10 protein-coding genes are annotated in these 19734 nt (G+C 47.9%); 5 read left to right on the forward strand and 5 right to left on the reverse strand.

All coding sequences use genetic code 11. The features are described from left to right. Positions 1 to 103: 103 nt before the first annotated feature. The gene (locus tag NYE58_RS30115) at positions 104 to 1198 is read left to right on the forward strand and encodes a YheC/YheD family endospore coat-associated protein (protein WP_341003779.1); all 1095 of its coding nucleotides are present in this window, start codon (positions 104 to 106) and stop codon (positions 1196 to 1198) included. Positions 1199 to 1284: 86 nt separating this feature from the next. After that, a complete protein-coding gene (asd, locus tag NYE58_RS30120; protein WP_076278180.1) occupies positions 1285 to 2076 on the forward strand; it encodes an archaetidylserine decarboxylase in 792 nt (263 codons plus the stop codon). A gap of 1357 nt (positions 2077 to 3433) precedes the next feature. Here the strand turns inward: asd and gpmA are convergent. The 3 genes from gpmA to pdxR all read right to left on the reverse strand — a co-directional run bounded on the left by gpmA (position 3434) and on the right by pdxR (position 7435). Then, complete coding sequence (gene gpmA / locus NYE58_RS30125) at positions 3434 to 4177, reverse strand: 2,3-diphosphoglycerate-dependent phosphoglycerate mutase (RefSeq protein ID WP_076141983.1); 744 nt, start codon at positions 4175 to 4177, stop codon at positions 3434 to 3436. A gap of 779 nt (positions 4178 to 4956) precedes the next feature. After that, a complete protein-coding gene (locus tag NYE58_RS30130) occupies positions 4957 to 5742 on the reverse strand; it encodes a helix-turn-helix domain-containing protein (protein ID WP_036679782.1) in 786 nt (261 codons plus the stop codon). 187 nt (positions 5743 to 5929) lie between these two features. Continuing rightward, complete coding sequence (pdxR, locus tag NYE58_RS30135) at positions 5930 to 7435, reverse strand: MocR-like pyridoxine biosynthesis transcription factor PdxR (protein WP_341003780.1); 1506 nt, start codon at positions 7433 to 7435, stop codon at positions 5930 to 5932. Positions 7436 to 7579: 144 nt separating this feature from the next. On the opposite strand from pdxR, the gene NYE58_RS30140 reads away from it, so the two are divergent. From NYE58_RS30140 to NYE58_RS30150, 3 genes are all read left to right on the forward strand, one after another. Continuing rightward, positions 7580 to 8197 carry a pyridoxamine 5'-phosphate oxidase family protein gene (locus NYE58_RS30140; RefSeq protein WP_076277568.1) on the forward strand — a complete coding sequence of 206 codons (618 nt, stop codon included), beginning with the start codon at positions 7580 to 7582 and terminating at the stop codon, positions 8195 to 8197. Between the two features lie 111 nt (positions 8198 to 8308). Further along, the gene (locus NYE58_RS30145; protein WP_036679816.1) at positions 8309 to 9610 is read left to right on the forward strand and encodes an aminotransferase class I/II-fold pyridoxal phosphate-dependent enzyme; all 1302 of its coding nucleotides are present in this window, start codon (positions 8309 to 8311) and stop codon (positions 9608 to 9610) included. Positions 9611 to 9760: 150 nt separating this feature from the next. Then, on the forward strand, positions 9761 to 9880 hold the full coding sequence (locus tag NYE58_RS30150; protein WP_212592220.1) for a YjcZ family sporulation protein: 120 nt from the start codon (positions 9761 to 9763) through the stop codon (positions 9878 to 9880). A gap of 525 nt (positions 9881 to 10405) precedes the next feature. On the opposite strand, the gene NYE58_RS30155 is transcribed toward NYE58_RS30150, so the two are convergent. Beyond that, a complete protein-coding gene (locus NYE58_RS30155) occupies positions 10406 to 18250 on the reverse strand; it encodes a glycoside hydrolase family 3 N-terminal domain-containing protein (protein ID WP_341003781.1) in 7845 nt (2614 codons plus the stop codon). 262 nt (positions 18251 to 18512) lie between these two features. Continuing rightward, the gene (locus NYE58_RS30160) at positions 18513 to 19733 is read right to left on the reverse strand and encodes an ABC transporter permease (protein ID WP_076277567.1); all 1221 of its coding nucleotides are present in this window, start codon (positions 19731 to 19733) and stop codon (positions 18513 to 18515) included. Position 19734: the final 1 nt, after the last annotated feature.

Here is a 19734-nt window from a genome sequence, read left to right on the forward strand (position 1 = left end):
CTGCCTTCGCGCATTCGTCCACCCTGACACGCGGGTACAAACATACTATGACAAGAGTAGAAAAAGCAGGGATCATGTAACCGATGAAACAGGAGGAACAAACATGGGGCATAAGCTCGTTGGAATATTACTAAATGCCGATATGCACCGGGGCGTTCCCCGGCTAAAAACAGGACAGGAGTCTCTATCCAACTATGAAGAGGCCGCGGCGGCATACGGTTTAGTCCCTTGCTTCCTGAAGCTCGCGGACATCGATACGGACACAGGCTTTAGTGCCGCCTATATAAAGGGAGTTAATGGATATAAAAGCGTAGTTGTTCCTACGCCTGCTGTTATCCATAACCGGGCAATATACAGCAAAAACAGCACGGGGATGCAGCGTCTGCTGAAGCACTATCCCCTGATTTTCAATACATGTAATCGATACGGCAAAGATGAGATCCATCAGCTGCTTGAAAAAAATACGGAGCTTCGCGAATATTTACCCGTAACAACGAGAGTCTCAGGCCTAAAAGAAATGATGAATCTTTATCCCGATCTCATTCTAAAACCTTGCCGGGGAAGTATAGGGAATGGGGTCATGCGGCTGGTCCGCAAGGGAGCTCAGCGTTGGACCTTGAGCTACCTCTCCCCTTCGATGCAGCGCTGGAGAAGTATTCCCGTCAATCAGGCGGCGTTGCCACAAGCGCTCCGCGCACGCCTAACCTCCGTGCCTTATCTTGTACAAGAACGTATTCCCCTTGCTGAGATTGGAGGACGTCCCTTTGATCTACGCGTCACCGTTCAGCGCGGCTGGGGAGGAGATTGGCAGGTCACTGGGCTCTTCGCCAAACTGGCTGCCCCAGGGGGCTTTGTCTCCAATATAGCCCGCGGAGGAGAAGCGTTAAGCTCCTCCCTCGCGCTCGAAAAGGCCTTTTCAAGATCCACAGCGGCCCACATCCGTATGTCTGTCGAAATACTTAGCCTTGCAATCGCACGGTGTCTGGAGCAAGACCTTCCCGGACTGGCCGATATCGGACTGGATATAGGCATTACTAAGGACGGACGACTCTTCTTCATAGAGTGTAACGGTCGTGACCAACGCTACGGATTTCATAAAGCCGGCCTTACGGAAATTTGGAAAGACAGCTATCGCAGACCTATGGGATACGCGCGTTTTTTAATAGAAACGAACAGTACGGTATATAACAGTTATTGATTTGTCTCCTATTCTATGTCAATATAATGCAGAGCAGAGACGACCCGTATACAACCGTACTGCTGCATTATGGAAGGGAGATGGGCATGGTAAAACAATTGCTACGGCTGATGACCGAGCTATCCTCACACCGGTGGCTTTCACGGTTAATGGGATCTTTTTCTCATAGTAGAATCAGCCGTTTTCTTATCCCGGCATTTATTAAGACTTATCAAATCCCCTCCGCTCAAGCGGAGAAAAATCCTGGAGAATATCTCACTCTTAATGAGTTTTTCAGCCGCCGGCTGAAGCCGGGCATGCGGCCTATTGCAACCGACGCTGACGCTTTGGTTAGTCCCGTAGACGCAACGATTACTGCTATGGGTGACATTAACGCCGGTACGATTATGAATGTAAAAGGGCAGGATTATAAGATCGAGGATCTCCTTAATCACTCCCCGCATCTGGAGCTGTACAAGAAGGGTTTTTTCTTCGTTCTTTATTTGAGTCCTACCGATTATCACCGGATTCACTCTCCCCTTACCGGACAAAAGGTGGAGAGCGATTATATTCGCGGACGGGCCTATCCTGTCAACGATTTCGGAATGCGACATATGAAGGGTGTCCTGAACCGCAACGAACGTCTCATTACGTATATTGCCGGGAGTCACGGAGAAACCGCGGTAGTAAAGGTAGGCGCAATGAACGTCAGCAGTATTCGTTATACGGATGATACCGCTGCCGAGTGGCAAATAGGCGATGATCTGGCTTATTTTGAGTTTGGCTCCACCGTAGTGCTGCTCACGGAAAGCGGTACCTTTACCCCGAGACCCAAGCTTGAGGTCAACTCAAAGGTAAAAATGGGCGAACTACTGGGAACGTTGCATCAACCTTTGTAGGGAGATTTAGGCGAATTCCAAGAAAAATTAGAGGGTACCTCAAAAGCCATGAAATGGCTGCTGGGGTGCCCTCTAATTTTGGGGACTTCGTGTGGAGCACAGTTGCGGAGGCGAACGCTCTAGCTATCGTGTACCTATCGTCCAGCTATCGTCCAGCTATCGTCCAGCTATCATCTACCTATCGCTAGCCAACGTACACCTATCGCTAGCTATCGGACCCAGCTGACCTTATACGCGGCTTTTTGACACATTTGCGATTCTATCGGACTCCACCGCAGCTATTGGCATGAAAAACGCCATATTAGAGTCGATTCTTGGGAAATAGCGCCGCTGGAGTCCGAAACTCCGCCCAAATGGCGATAAATGGGCAAATAGCGGCTGCTGAGTCCGTAAGCATTTGCAGAGCGTTGGTGGAGGTTGGTCGAAAGTTAGTTGAGGGCTGGCCGAGAGTTAGTTAAGGACTAGTCGAGCGTTAGTTAAGGACTAGTCGAGCGTTAGTGGAGGGCTGGTCGAGAGCTGGTGGAAGGTGTGCACTCGCCGCTATCGGACCCAGCTGACCTTATACGCGGATTTTTGACACATTTGCGATTCTATCGGACTCCACCGCAGCTATTGGTATGAAAAACACCCTATTTGCGCTAGATCTTAGGCAATAGCGGCGCTGGAGTCCGAAAATCCGCTCAAATGGCGATAAATGGGCAAATAGCGGCTGCTGAGTCCGTAAGCATTTGCAGAGCGTTGGTGGAGGTTGGTCGAAAGTTAGTTGAGGGCTGGCCGAAAGTTAGTTGAGGGCTAGTCGAGCGTTAGTGGAGGGCTAGTCGAGCGTTAGTTAAGGGCTAGTCGAGCGTTAGTTGAGGGCTAGTCGAGCGTTTTAGTGGAGGGCTGGTAGAGCGTTAGTGGAGGGCTGGCCGAGAGTTAGTTAAGGACTAGTCGAGCGTTAGTTGAGGGCTGGTAGAGCGTTGGTCGAGAATCAACGGAGAATTGGTGGAAGGTTAGCATTCAACGCCATCGGACCCAACTGACCTTATACGCGCCATTTTCGCACATTTGATTGGCCACAAACACACTAATAACAAAAAGGACAGCCCCAAGGCTGTCCTTTTATCTTTTCATGTAACCCACCTATTACGCCTGTTGCGCCTATTTAACCCAATACACCTGTTATGCTTGTTCAACCTGCTACGCCCTAATATGCTTATTACACCTAATACGCCTGTTACGCTTATATAACCTACTACACCTGTTGCGCTTATTTTACCTTTACGCCCCGTTTTGCTTATTACTGTACACCCGTTATACTCAATACACCCGTTATACTCAATACACCTGCTACGCCTATACGCTTATTACACGCCAATTACACATGTCCCTGCTTAGCAACATCAAGCGCCTTGGCCGCTACCTGTTCCGGATCGCCTAGATAAAAGCGACTGATAGGATTCATGTCCTCATCCAGTTTGTACACGAGTGGTACTCCGGTAGGGATATTGAGCTCCAGTAATGCCGCTTCATCAATATCCTCCATAAATTTAATCAATGCACGCAGCGTATTGCCGTGGGCTGAGATAAGCACCCGTTCTTTTTTACGCAAAAGAGGTACGATCCGGTTTCCCCAGAAATCGCCTACACGATGTACAGTGTCCTCCAGGCTCTCTCCACGCGGGATATCTCCCGGACGAACACTGCTGTAGCGAATATCGTTTCTGGCATACCTAGGATCATCAAGCTCCAGCAACGGGGGTCTCACCGATAAACTCCGCCGCCAGATATGCAGCTGCTCATCTCCATATTTTAGTGCTGTCTCGCTTTTACTTAATCCCTGCAATGCCCCGTAATGGCGTTCATTCAATTTCCAAGACTTTTGCACGGGAATCCACAGCAAATCCATCTCATCCAGTACATAGTTAAGAGTTTTAATCGAGCGTCTGAGTACCGAAGCAAAAGCCAGATCAAATGTATACCCAGCGTCCTTCAACAGCTTACCAGCAGTCTTTGCCTCTTGGATACCCTTCTCAGTTAAATCCGGGTCACTCCAGCCTGTGAACAAATTCTGTACATTGTACTGGCTCTCACCATGACGTATAAGTACGATTTCGTACATTTTCTCTCTCTCCTTCCAACTATGGACCTTATATATTCTACCGACGAACAACGTTATGCGAAACGTATGCAGAAAGCTCTCACCTTAGTAATAACCCAATCGTAGAAATAAATATCTACCGCTACCTCATAGTTAGGCCAATTAAACATCCTTAAAGGTACGTGAATGAGGCGTGCATGGAGCGTGAACGGTGTGTGGATATTGCGGTAAATGAGCATACGCTTCATTGCAGAATGTGCAACAGAAAATCTTAACTTTCACTTGAAGATACATTACATTGTACTTCGTGCAATAGATTATCGTGATAATCTCTAAAAAGGTTGTTTCTCCTGAATTTGAATGTAAGATGTGCTTCAGAATTCAAATTCGACTGCTATTAGAGTCAATCTATTGTACAAAATACAACGTGAGGCACGATGAAATGCCCATCAGTTACTCTAATCTTCGACTTAAGTTCATTATATATATCATTTTCTAACAACACAAAAAAACCGGATGCCTCACGGCCCCGGCTATTTATATTTTTAGTCATATCAGGCGATTCTATGCTTGCTTGTTCAGTTTAGAACCAGCTATCCACGACAAAAGCATTCGCCTGCTTTAACCGTTTTAAGCGGTTTCTAAAAATACCTCCGCCTCCACTCTTACAATCCGTGTTGCAAATTCTGCGTCTGATGATCATGCCAAGAGTCTCCTTCCAAGAAGTTATGTAAATTCTCTGTAAACTAAACTGCAAAGTATTTACCCTTGGGTGATCAAACTGAAACAAAAAAAGTGAATCAGCGGATCTCAGATGGACTTTTTCCGGTATATTGCTTGAACTGGCGGCTGAAAAAGAAAATGTCACGATATCCAAGCGCATCTGCTACCTCAGTAACATTCATTCCCGCGTACAGCAGTAAATGCTGAGCACGCTCAATCCGGGCTCGGATGACATAAGACTGCACAGAAGAACCCGTAAGCTCCTTGAACTTAATTGAAAAATACCGCGGTGAAAGCCCCGCACGAGCAGCAAGATCCTCTACTCGATGTGCAATCCCCGGATGCTGGCTCACATAGTTCGCTATTTCGTGAATGATTTCTGTCAAATGGTTGCTAACATAACGTTCTACTGGCTTCACACGGTCCTCCCTCAGCAGATGAATCATCAGCTGCTTCAGTACAAGCTGCCCTTCTTCTTCAGCGGCGTAAGTATCCACCAGAAATAGTCGAACGTACCTAGCAAGCAGATGTTCAAATTCAACGGTTTCTGTAAGCTCACGATAGGGCAGCGGAATATCCGTCACCTCTTCGGAGACATCAAAATGAATATATGTAAGTACAAGTGGCTTTTGCGGATTATGTGTAGCACTTGTATGGTCACCCGGACGAAAAAGGAAGCAGCTTCCCTTACCTACTTGAAAGGGTTCATCGTTACGCACAACCGTCCCTTCCCCGCTCCATACATAAAATAAATCATAATTTTGCAGCGACTTCTCTCTTTTTTGCCATTTCCAGCCCGGCTCGCATACAATCTTAGCCAGAGCCGGCAAAATAACAAAAGAGGACGGCGATGCATGCAGCATAACGTTCCCTCCTAAAAGTTTTGTTAGCATAACCTACTTTGAACTTCTTCGCAAAGCTTGCTTCGTAAGCATTCGCTTTGTTTTGTTAGCAAAGCTTGCTTCGTAAGCATCCGCTTTGTTTTGTTAGCAAAACTTGTCTCGTAAGCATTCGCTTAGTTTTGCATTTCATCTTCTTTATCATACCTTGTCATGTTGCATTTTGTACATCTTCCCACGCCAGATGCAGGCTTGTTATCCCTTCCTCCAGCTCCGCGGCATTCAGATGGGCAAAAGAAAAACAAGCGGCCGGCGCTCCCGGTGATAGCTGATATAACGCGGCATCTCTAAAATCCGTGCCGCGCCTAAGCGCTGCCGCTCGGAAAGCAACAAACTCTTCGCTGCTGCGCAGCCAGCGGGCATATACATGCAAGCCCGCATCACCAGGCAGCAGCTCGAAGAGCTCCTTAAGCCGTTCCGACAGCAGCGTCCTGAGGATTCGTCCGCGTTCACCATAGATGCGTGTCATCCGGCGCAGATGACGGCCATAGCCGCCTGTATTCATGAACCGCGCCAAGGCTCGCTGCTCCAGCAGCCCTACCGGCAAGGGCTCATATAGCGCCTTGGCGGCGATAGTCGGCTTTACTAAAGAGGGTGGAAGCACTGCAAAGCCGAGCCGCAGGCCTGAAAACATCGTGTTTGAAAAGGAGCCAACATATACGACCCGCTCTTCACGATCCAGTGCTTTTAAGGGCTCGATAGGACGCCCAGCCCAACGGAACTCACTGTCATAATCATCTTCAATGATTACTGCATGATGCCGCTGCGCCCATTCCAACAAGGTTCGGCGTCGTTCCAAAGGCAGTACCACACCCGTAGGAAATTGACGGCTCGGCGTAACAAACAACAGCCGGGCATCCCAATCCTCCGGAATAAGACCGTTGCCATCCAGCTCCCCTGCCAGCAATCGGCCTCCGGTGATCTCTACGGCTCGGCGAATCCCGTGAAAGCCCGGGTTCTCAACGACCGCTGAGCCTCCTGCATCCAGCAGCAGCTGCGTCAAAATAACGATGCCTTGCATCGAGCCGCTGAACAATACGATATGCTCTGCATCCGCGCGAATCCCGCGGGTAATCCGCAGATGTGCAGCGATAGCTTTCCGAAGTCCTTCATCGCCTTGAGGTGGACAAGTGCTTTGCAGCAATCCACCTTCCTTCCCTCCGGCATAAGAGAGCGCACTGCGCCATTCGGAGTATGGAAAATGTTCCATCCGCATACCACTACTCTGGAAGCTCACTACTTTCTTGTTACTCTTTTCATAAAAGGGTATCGGGCGCGCGAGCAGCCGCTTTCCCCACGCCGAGATCGGAATCGTAGTCTCGCTTGCACAATCTCCTCCAGCAGCATCTGCGGCTTCATCCAAAGCCCGGTTCTCACCGTCACTGCCACTGGCAGCTGAAGCAAAGCTATCTTCCGATACGAATGTCCCCCGCCCCGTTTCAGTCCTTACATAACCATCAGCGAGCAACATTTCATACACCTGCGAGACCGATCCGCGCGACAGCTCATAGTGCTTAGCAAGACTTCGTGTAGACGGCAGCGGAGTGCCTCCCGGAAGTGTTCCTTCCAATATTCCTGCGCGGAGCGCGTGATATAACGCTAAATATTTGTAGCGGTGTATCGCCAGATATTGATCGTATGCCAGCGTGATATTCATCGTTATCCTCCTTGACCAGCAAGTGGTCCATTAAAAACTATCTTAATTGGTCCTTTTTAATTGTCAACCACTCTACTATTCTTTAAAGAACATTTACATTGGAGCAGACGCTCTAGACTAAAAAAGAAAGAGGACGTGATCCCTATGCGCAGAAAAGAATTTAAAGTAGATCAGGAGGAAGAATTGGTCTCTTTTCTTAACGGAATGAGTTTTGGTTTTCTCGGTACAAGCGATGAACAGGGGCAACCGCGGGTGACACCGCTGAATTTTGTATATACAGATGGTTGTTTCTATTTCCACGGCAGTCATGCTGGTGGCAAAATGAAGGCGATCCGCAATCAGCAGCAGGTCTGCTTTACGGTAGCGGATGAGTATGCTCTTATCCCGTCTTATTTTAGCGATCCCGAGCTGGCCTGCCCTGCAACCGCCTATTTTAAAAGTGTGACCGCCTACGGCAAAGCCGAACCTGTTGAAGACATTAGTGAAAAAGCCAGTGTACTCTCCTTATTTATGAAAAAGCTCCAGCCCGAGGGGGGTTATGATTCCATCGATGCAGAGGACCCTAAATATCGTCCCCGTCTAAAGGGAGTTGCCGTTGTGCGCATTACCCCCGAGGAGATCACTGCGAAGTTTAAGTTTGGGCAAAACCTAAAAGAAGAAGAGCGCTCCGGCATCATTTCCGGCCTGTCCGAAAGAAATAATCCGCGTGATGAAGAAACGATAGAAATGATGAAAAAATACTGCCCTTTCCACGCCGAATGATATTTTTTAAAAATCGTATCTTTCCAAGTGACGGTTGCAATTGGCGGTGATATAATGTTAGGCAATGTTAACAGTATGTTATCCCCAAAGAACCCTGGAAGGATGAAACTGATGAATCCACTAGCTGGACAATTAAACGAAAGTATCAAAGCAGGAAATGAACATGTGTATGATATGCTCTCTACGCTTGGCAAAGAGATTTACTTCCCAAAAGAGGGCATCCTGAGCCAATCCGCTGAAGCAGGAGCTCACGCCAAGAAATACAACGCAACCATCGGTATTGCTACTGAAGGTGGCGTACCTATGCACCTCGGCGTCATTCAGGATAAACTCTCCGCTTACAGTCCTAAGGATCTTTATAGTTACGCCCCTCCGGCAGGTAAACCAGAGCTGCGTACTGTATGGCGTGAAAAGATGCTGCGCGAAAATCCATCGCTAGAAGGTAAAACCATCAGCAATCCCGTTGTAACCAATGCCCTGACTCACGGGCTTAGCATTGTCGCTGACCTCTTCGCAGAGCCAGGTGACGCGATTATCTACCCGGACAAGAACTGGGAGAACTACGAATTAACCTTCGGAATCCGCCGCCATGGGGAGACCGTTAACTATCCGCTGTTCACAGAAGAAATGACGTTTAACAGTGCAGGTCTGGAAGACGCGCTGCTTGCTCAAAAAGAACGCGGCAAAGCGATTGTGCTGCTGAACTTCCCTAACAATCCTACCGGATATACTCCAGGGATTAAGGAAGGCGATGAGATCGTTGCAGCTATCCTTCGTGCGGCTGAGGAAGGCATCAACGTTGTTGTTGTAAGTGATGATGCATACTTCGGGTTATTCTTTGAGGATTCACTTAAAGAATCGCTGTTTGGCAAACTGGCTCATCTGCATCCTCGTGTGCTTCCAATCAAGATTGACGGTGCGACCAAAGAAGAATTTGTCTGGGGCTTCCGTGTCGGTTTCATCACTTATGCCTCGGAGGACAAAGACCTGCTGGCAGCATTGGAGCAAAAAACACTAGGCATCATCCGTGCCACCATTTCCAGCGGTGCGCATCCTTCGCAGACCTTCGTACTAGACGCCTTGAAATCTCCGGAATTCGAAGCACAGAAGGAAGAGAAGTTCCAGATCATGAAAGGCCGTGCGAATAAAGTAAAAGCACTGCTGGATAGCGGCAAATACGGCGAGGATGTATGGACGTATTATCCTTTTAACTCCGGTTACTTTATGTGTCTGAAGCTGCATACTGTTGCGGCTGAAGATCTCCGGCTTCACCTGATTCATAATTACGGACTAGGCACTATTGCTTTGGGTGAAACTGACCTACGTATTGCTTTCTCATGTATCGAAGAGGAACAGCTCGAAGATCTTTTCGATCTTGTATACGCAGGTGTTCGCGATTTAGAAAAAGCCTAACTGAACTTTATATAGCTTACAATCAGCTCCGTTTTCACGGAGCTGATTTTTTTTGTACACGAATCCGACATTGGCCTATACACGCCCCTCTCTCCGCACATACAATACGATGTACTCAAGTACAACACACACACCGAAAGGGGAATGAACATGAGCGAAGAAGTTAGAGGCGGATATGGATGTTGTGGAGGTGGCCCATTCACTAGCACTGGCGCCATCCTGGTTCTCTTTATCTTGCTGGTTATCATCAGCCGTTCACTTTTTGTCTAACCATTAATGACAGTCTCGGGAGAGAGCTTTAAGCTCTTTCCTATTTTCAATCCCTTTTTTTCACAATAGACGTGGGTGCCCAGTAGGTCATGATAATGGCTGCTGTGACGTCCGCGTCTTTTTTTAAAATTCCACCTTGGTCTAAGCACCAACCGCACCAACCTTCGTTACCTCAGATCACATTTGCCGCACAAAAGCAGCTATCGGACACCGCAGACCCTAAAGGCAGTATAATCCCATATTTGGTTTCCTTACGGACCCCAAAGCCGTTATTGGCATGCCAAACCCCAAATATGAACCTCTTCATAGGGAATAACGCCACTGGTGTCCGAACTTCCCCGATAAAGGTTGTATATTTGCAAATAACGTCAACTGGGTCCGTAAGCCTCAGGGGATAATTATGATCGGCGGCGGAGGTGCGGGCTTAATGTAGATCCAAACCACACCTTAAAAAGGCTGTCGCAAACGTAGAAAATCTACGGATGCGACAGCCCAAAAGCTTAAAGTATCTTTACAACTGATGTATTACAGATTGTACAAGTTGTAGATCAAAACCGCTGCCTCTGCACGGGTGGTAACACCTTGTGGATGAATCCGCAAGCCGTCTCCCTTGATCAGGCCAGCACGTATTAGTGCTGCCACACTGTCACGTGCAAACGCTGATACTTGCTGGCTATCCGTGAAACGGGGCATTGAAGCTCCGTTGCCGGCTGGAAGCTGTCTGCCGGCTGCTGCAATCGCTTTTGCAGCCAATGTCATCATTTCCTGCCGCGTAACAGAAGCGTTAAGATCAAAGCTTCCATCTGGACGACCAGTGGCGATCCCCAACTGCTTCGCTATAGCCAACGCTTCATATCTGTAATCGCCAGGCTGCACATCTGTGAAGCTTTCTGCACTAACGCCTTCCAAGCCAAGCGCTTTTATAAGCAGGAGCACAAAATCTCCCCGCTTCACTTCCGCTTGAGGTACAAATTGATCCTCTGTCATTCCGTTGATGATGCCTTTGGAGCCAAGCACCTCAATCGCATTGCGGGCCCACTCAAATTTACCGATATCCCGGAATGTCTTCTCCGTAAAGGTGATACTGTACGTACCAGAGAGAATTCCTGTAAAAGAAACCATCCCTGTAGCAGCGATATATCTGCCACTTGGAACAACCGTTAGAATCCCCAACGGATTCAGACTATGAATCGTTATATGTCCTTCTTTACCGCGTTCTTCTGATCGTGGAATATACGGTAGGGACACCTTAACCCGCATGTCAGGACTGTTCCATACGGCTTCCTTGCCATTGATAGTTACGCTCAGTTTAAATTCTGGACGAGAATCTGAATCCACCTTGGTTATCGTAATTACCCAAGGGGTTCCTGCCTCTTTTGCCGCTTGTTTCAGCAGACTACCTGGCAGCTCCAGCACACCAAATTCAGTATGAACGACCAATGAAGTCTTATCATCTGCAAAGATTATACCGTTTGGCAATTGCAGCTCATAACCCTCAGCTTTAGCTACTGCCGGTATATCAACAGTAACCGCTGAAGTTGCTCCACTTAAGCCTGCTGTAGCAGCCTTTTTCAAGCTCTCCAGGTCTACACTTGCTCTCGCCGCACCGGTATTACTGTTCAGCACTGGTGTTGCTGTAAGGAGGGTGCCGCCGGTTACACTGCCAGCATTTCCGCTTGAATTCCCCCCTGTTGTTCCGCTGTTGCCACCACCTGTGGTACCCCCGCTTCCGGAAGTTGGTGCTGTCGTTGGCCGAGTAGTCGGTTCAATGGTTGGACTTGGGGTTGGTTCAGGCGTTGCTGTTGGTGTAGGTGTTGGATCAGGTTTATCCGCAGAAACAATATATTCAAAACTGGAAATATCACTTGGCTTCCAGCCCTCTTTTACAGCAATCGCCTTAATCGTCTTGCTCTTGCCTACATAAATCACTCCACTATAAAGTTCGCTGGCTGCTGTAGGTACAGTGCCATCCAACGTATAGTGAATAGACGCTCCAGCTGTAGCTGTAGTTAACTTCACGGCAACCTGCCCTGAATAAGTTCCCCCGGCAGGATCAGCCTGCGGAGCAGACACCGTTTTCATATCAACCACTCCGCTGATCACATACGTGAATGGAGCTACAAAACTGTTCTCCATGCCCTCTTTTACCGCTATCGTACGAAGAACTGTGACTCCTGCTGCGTCAATAGTTCCGGTATAAAGTGGACTGTCTGCTGTAGGCAATGACCCATCGGTTGTGTAATGAATCTCTGCTCCTGATGTCGCTGTAGTAAGGCTGATCGTTTGTAATCCGCTGTAAGCTCCCGGTTTCAAAGAAGAAACGGGTAAGGAAACCTTTGAATGAATCGGCTGCTCTCCTTCTTCCGTCCGTTCCAGCGTGAACCAATCTAGATTGGCACCGTCATTATTGAAGCTCATCCGTACTACCTGTTTTCCTTGCGCAAGTTGTACGACACCACTCGCCAGCGTGTAATTCGACCATCCACCTGTAGTAGGCATAGGCACTGTTGAGAGTTTTGTACCCTTTACAGATAACGTAGTGCTTACCCCGCCTTGTGCTGTAGCATACCGATATACAATTTTATAAAATCCGGCTTCAGTAATATCAAGGACATAATCCATGGAACCCCCTGCAACGGTAAACCCTACATTTCTAAAATCCAGCACACCGCCAGTCATGGTACTCTGAATTCCATTGGGTGTAGCATCGTAATAATTCTCGGCTTCCACCTTTAAAGAACCAGCGCCATCCATGATTTCATCAGTATAAGGTTCTATTTGAATACCACTGAGCTCATATCCTGCTGATCCAGCTTGCAGACGGAGCTTCTGTTCACCCGCCTTCAATTGAAGAACGGTGCGTATGCCAACGGTTTGCGAGTAAAGATTCGGCACATCAACGGTTCTTAATGTCTTCCCATCCTCCGTTTTATAAATAATGCCCTTAGGAGCACCATTCGCGGAAGTTACGGTAAGCGTAAAAGCATAGTTTCCATCCTGCGGCACATTTACCCAGTAATCGATGCTGTCTCCAGCATCAATGCCAGTCAGCTTCGCTCCACTGCCTTGGCCGCTGACTGTGATCCCTTGCAGCTGGTAGAATTGATCCAGTGCGTTCAAGCTTGTGACTTCTATAGGTGCTGTAGCACTAGTTGTTCCTAAGAGCTTAACCTCCGCACGCAGCACGCCGCCACCACTTGAATCGGCATAAGCATTTGCAGGCACATTCACGGCAAGCTGTAAATCACTATAATACGGGGTATGATCATTCCAGGCCAGCGTCAGCTTCACATGGGTAGGGTCAAGTAAGGCAGCTGCCCCAATACTTACATGCCCCTGATCCTTACCTGGGCCCGAGACAGAAATGCTCTGAATGGCATCAGGATTAAATGTCCCTCCTGAAAGGCTGACTACCAATTCATTCCCGTTCACTTGATAAGGAAGCGTGCTCGGAGAAAGACTAATGCTCTCTTCGTCGTTGATTGCTGTAACTATAAGAGGCAATTTCAGAACATGTACGCTGTCAAAAGACTGATTTGATTCTGTCTGATACACATCAGCGGTAACCGTAAGAATACGATCCGTGTCGAAATCAATAATTCGCGTACCCGCTAATACGACCTTCGCTGTATAATCATCCACCCGGTATACGCTATTGACAACTGTACCTTCGTAACCTTCAATAGACCAATAAGCGGTGTCCAGTTCAGGTGCATATTTGTCATTTACTAGCTTGACGATAACTTCTGCACCCTCCTCATTTCCTTCTACCAGAGCAGTCTCTGATTGAAGCGCGGGGCCGATCGTAAGCGACTGCAGATGAAATCCTGCTCCATTTACTTTCATGGTCAGCGTCTGCTCCCCGGCAGGCAAGGTTACCGTTCCATTAGCTATTTGCCAATTGGACCATCCCCCCGTCTTCGTCAAAGCATAAGTAGCTGCCGTTACCGTTACTCCATCCTCTCCCGTCAGCAGTTCCAGCTCTGCATCATCCTGATTAGTAGCATAGGAGATCAGGAGTGGGTAGGTACCGCTGGCAGGTACATTAATCTTGTACTTCACCCAATCGCCGGGGTCAGTATAACCCACTGCACCACCCGTTACTAATACACCTGAAGCTGTCGTGTAGTCTTGCCCTTGAAGCACAGCAGGAAGCTCATGTGATCCGGAAGGCGCTTGGCGTAAAGCTAATGAACGGATATTATAACCGTTCCCGTTCGTCTTCAAGGTGAGCTTGTGAATGCCCTTGTTCAGAGAGATCAAGGATTGATAATCTGCAAAATCGGTCAGACTCTCCGTCTGCTGCACAATTGGAAGCGTAGCAATGACCTTACCATCTTCACTAATCTCCACCGATTTTCCGGCGCCATCGCTGAATTGAGCGGCATACTTAAATTGAAGTGAATATTCACCGCTCTCTTTAACATCAATCACATAGTCGAAGGTGGACGATGCGTCTGGCGAGAACCCGCCAATATAACCCTGCTCATTCACAGTGTAAACCCCTTGCGCTTCTTCAAAATCAACAGCATTCACTACACCCGGCACCGCCTGTATACCATTCAGACGTTCCCAGCTATAAGTGCCCACTGATTTCGCCGGCAGCACAGCACTAATTTGCGCACCGTCCACTAGCAATTTAAACGGCTGTGGATCCGATGTCTGGTTGATTACTACCGTCACAATCTCTTTTCCATCTGGACTAGCAAAAGCTACGTTCGTTACAGTACTGCTTGAGCCGTAGTCACTATCAATCCGCACGTACCCCGGTTTAACGAATTTTGTATATTGGCCCATCAGATAATATTCTGGCAGCAGCCAGTAATGGTTACGGTCTCCCGAATCCTGCACAATCGGGGTTGGGTCTGGCGTTCCGGTCCACTGATGGGAGGCAATATCACTGTCCAGCATCGCTACCCATGAGTTATAGCTGCGGGCCCAATTACGGAAATATTGAGCAATGCGGTCTGCGCCTGAGGTACCCCAGACTGCGCGTTCGGTCAAATATACATTTTTGTCAGGATAGAGATTATGGAGTTGGGTCATCAGACCAAGGTCACCGCCATAATCATGAAAAGCAGTTCCGTCCACCGCATCGTAGGCACCTAATTCAGGATTGCCTAGGATTTGTGCTGGATAGGCCATCGTGTCACCAGGATTATGATCAAATGTCCACAGCTTCACGTCTTTGAAACCATGTTCATCTAATTCCTTCCGCAGCAGTTTAGCCAGCTGGGCTTCTTGCTCCCACGGCATTTTGGTGCTTGGATATTCAATTTCCAGCAAAGGTTCATTCTGCAAGGTCAGACCTTCAAAGGTAATTCCCAGCTTCTCGTACTCCTGTACGAATTTAAGATAATATTTGGCCAGTACAGGCAAATATTCATCCTTCACTTGGCCTTTGATCATACTGTCTGTAGTCTTCATCCAACCGGGCGGGCTCCAAGGTGAGGCAAAAAACTTAATATCCGGATTGATGTTTTGAATTTTTTTAACCGTGCTGATGATATGGTAGTCAATATCCTTTTGTATGGAGAAATTCTCCAAATTAATGTCGGTTTGTCCTGGAGGCATATCATCGTAGGTATAAAATTGTTTATCTGTAAAGTCAGCCGTCCCAATCGTCAACCTGAGCATACTCATTCCGATCCCCGATACAGGATCAATCATTTTCCGCAGCAATTCCTCCTGCTTCGCCGCAGACATCTTCGCCAGATTATTAACCGTCGATTCCTCCATAGAGGTACCGATCCCTAGAATAGATTGATATTTCCGGTCAGGATCAATATGGATCTCTGTACCTGCCTTCACGTCGGGAACCACAATATCCAGCTTCGCCTGCTCTTCCAGCTTCAAATCACCCTCTTGATAACGGTCAGCATAATACCACTTCCGATCGGAAGGATCTCGCTCACTCGATACCCAGGAGCTAACTACATCTGACTTAATAACATGTTTAGTGCTTTCCCCGCCATCTCCGGGATTCGATGGATCTACAGGCACATCACCTGTTCGAGTGAAGCTTACCCAGTTCAGGTTGATATCTCCACCGGTAAATTCCAGACGGATCTTTTGCAATCCTGCCTTCTTAAACACAACATTTTCTACAGCTTTCGTCTGCCAATTCTGCCAGCCACCTGTTGAGGTCACGCTTAATGTTCCTAGCTTAGTTCCCTCTGCTGATTTGATGTTGACGCCTGTAGTGCCACTATTAACGGAATAGCGGAAATCGGCTTGATACGTACCTGCTTGCGCCACATTCACGTTATATTCGAGCCACTGGCCAGCCGAGGTATAGCCGACATTGAGACCGCCACCTATATCCTGCGTATTTTCAGTTTGCAGTCCTGCGCTTTTGTTCAAAAAATCCTCTGCTTCAATTTTGCCGGGAATCGGCAGAGAAGGAATCTCTGGAGCTTCCGGATCGACAGGAGCGGTTGGAAGCTTTGGTGTTTTCTCATTTTTGGTCAAGCCATATCCCGTTTTGAACAACACATTAGTACTGTTATTGTCTGCCGGATAATTGTTCAAAGTGAATGGCCAACGAATTGGATTTTTGCCTACAAAATCCTTAGTACCAAATAACACATCAGCTACTCCAGCACCCTCTGTGCCTGGTAGCCAAGCTGCCACAAGCCCATCCCAATCTTCCAATTGGCTGGCTATCGTCATTGGACGTCCAGACACCAGTACAACGATAAGCGGAATATTAGGATCAGCAGCACGTATATTCGCAAGTGTCGCCAGATCCTGCTCATCCAGATTCAAGCTGGTCCGGTCGCCATCGGTCTCGGCGTAAGGTGTCTCACCGATAACAGCGATCGCCGCATCATAACCCGCAGCCCCACGCCCATTAAGGTTATATGTGACCGTTGTAGAAGCAGGAACAGCCTCCTTTATCCCTTCGAGGATCGTCGTGCCTTCAGTTATATTGCCTGACTTCCCTTGCCAAGTGATCGACCAGCCGCCGGCTTGGTTACCGATATTATTAGCGTTTTTACCCGCTACGAATATTTTATCCATCCCGCTTAATTGCGATAGAATTGGACTTCCATTTACCTCATCGTTCTTCAAAAGAACAAGCGACTCCGCCACAGCTTGGCGGGCTAATTTGCGGCTTTCTGCTGAGCCAAAAGCACTCAACAGCTCCGGTTCGCTTTTGGGATGCTCGAACAATCCTGAAGCGATTTTGACCTGCAGGATACGTTCTGCCGCATCATCTATGCGCTCAGTAGAGATTTTACCTTCGCCTACAAGTTCTGTGATGTACTTAATCGTATCCTTCCAAACGGTCGGCATCATGAACATATCGACTCCGGCGTTTACGGACACATTCAGTTGGTTCTTCAACCCGCTAACAGCTTTGCCCTCGCTATCCACTGTGATTTGCTGCACAGCGTTATAATCTGAAATAACGAAACCGGTAAAGCCAAGTCCGCCATTTTTCTTGTCACCCTTCAAAACATCGGTCAGCAAATGTTTATGGGCATGCATTTTAAGACCTTGGATGCTGTGATAGGAGGCCATAACCGTCTGCACCCCTGCGTCTACAACTGCTTTATAAATTTTCAAATCCTTATCCATGATCTCTTGCTCGGTATATTTAGTGATGTTGCCTTGATTTACACCATTATCCGTATAACCTTCACCTAGATAATGTTTTGCAGTTGCCGTGATTGTATCTGTCCCTGCCAATGCAGCAGCAGTCCGTCCTTGCAGACCAAACACATAAGCCGCACCTAGTTCTGCTGAAATATCCTGATTATCACTAAAACCTTCATAGGTTCTACCCCATCTTGCATTATGAGGGGAGGCTATCGTTGGGGCAAATGTCCAGTTCGCTCCTGTTGCGGATACTTCCTTAGCAGCAGCTGCACCAATAAGCTCAGTCAATGCCGGATCATTAGCAGCCCCTAGACCAATATTATGCGGAAAAAGCGTCGCGCCTTTGACATTGTTATGTCCATGCACCGCATCCACCCCATAGAGCAGCGGAATGCCTAATCTGGTAGACAATGCACCATCCTGATAGCTATCAATCAAACTTCTCCAGTTATCGCGAGTGCTGTCACTTTCTTTTCCGTTAGGGAATGAGCCTCCCCCGCTGAGTACAGAGCCAAGAGCATATTTCTGTACCTCCTCAGGTGTGACAGCAGCTCTTTCTGCTTGAACCATCTGCCCAATCTTCTCTTCCAGCGTCATTCGGGATAATAGATCCGCAGTGCGCTCCTCCACACTTTTTGTGGGATCATAATACACTGGAACTCCTGCGGCATCCGCTGCGGCCCGTGGTATACCCGCCTCAAGCACATTCAAGAATAAGGACGATAGTAAAAGCGCCACCATGAATATTGATAATCTTCTTTTCACGCCTGAATCCTCCCCCAATACTGTTTTGTTGGTACGGATGACTACACCTATGAATGGAAGCGTATACATGTTGTAAGATACAGGCTTATTATGCTGGAGCCATCTGGTAAAAGACATACAGCATTTTTTAAATACTCTGTTCCGTTTTTGCAAATTTAAGGACTTGCCCGGCTCAAATTATGCTTCCAGCAAAAAAAGGCTCTCTCATTCGTAGAATTTCTCTACTGTGAGACAGCCTTTTTATTGTGACTATGAAATTGCTTTACAAATCATCGTCATCTAATCGTGCCGCTTTGCGGGACAAGTATCCTTTAAACAGAAAGACTACCACAATACCTGCCGCTAAGGTAAAGATCACTGGCATCAGACGGTCACCTATGGAAGCTAAGAAAGGTAATCCAAGAACCAATGCCACAACCAGATGCGCACGGAATACAAATTGTGTTGTGTTGTCCGCCTTACTGCCTTCAGGAAAAGGATACACTGTCAGCCAAAAAGACTCGCTATGCAATTTGCGGAGTGCCGACAATTGAACACCAATGATGAACAGGAAGAACAAATAAATTCCGGTGCCAAAGTAACTATCACGGTTCCACCAATTCAGCAGCAGAGCCAGCACCGATATCCGCATAATGATTCCAAAGATATCGCCCCGGGCAAAGCTTTTGGTCAGCAGATACCGATAAGCAGTATCCTTGCGCCAAGGCAGCTTAGCGCCCCATTTGGAAAGATAACGGCGGGAATACACTCGTTGCTCACGGCCCGGCACATCCACGAACCAGCCCAGAACCATCAGCGCACGTGCACCTTGATTGTTTTCCATGGCGATCAGTCTTTCCCATGGCACAGCGTGACGTCCGGGCACAGACAGTGCAGCAAGATAGGCTGCTGCCAACAACACCATAAATATCAGGCTCGGGCCGGCAGGCTGCCACAACCAAGCAGCAATAATCAAACCTCCAACTGCCCAGCGCAAGAAAGCATACACACCTGCCATCGGACGTGACAGCATAGCTATCTCTTTCCATAATCCATAGCTCGCGATCAGCTTCACAGCAATCAGGATCAACACTGTAAATAAAAGTCGCTTGGGAGAATCATCTGTACGTATGTACAACGGCCAAAGGGTGATCAGTACAAATAACAAGCGAATGATCTTCCACACGTTTCCACTGACCCAGGATGGTGCAAAATATTCCTTCATGCGGTGACCCTGAGGCAGCAGAAAGATCGTATCCGGGGTCTGCAAATAGGTTCGGAAGCTGCTATGCACTGTCGCAGGCAACAGTAATGCTAACATAATCCAGCGAATGGGAATGCCTTCTGGTACATTTTGTAGCAGCGATGTATACCAAGCAGAGAAGACGATCAACACGAACAGGAAGACCATGGCTACGCCGCTTTGAATGATATATCCCACATAAGGAAGCATACTTCCCATGAATCGACCGCGCCGCGTGCGCCGCAGCTCTTTCAAATCCATA

Source organism: Paenibacillus sp. FSL L8-0708 (genome assembly GCF_038009325.1).
Lineage (GTDB): Bacteria > Bacillota > Bacilli > Paenibacillales > Paenibacillaceae > Paenibacillus_AQ > Paenibacillus_AQ odorifer.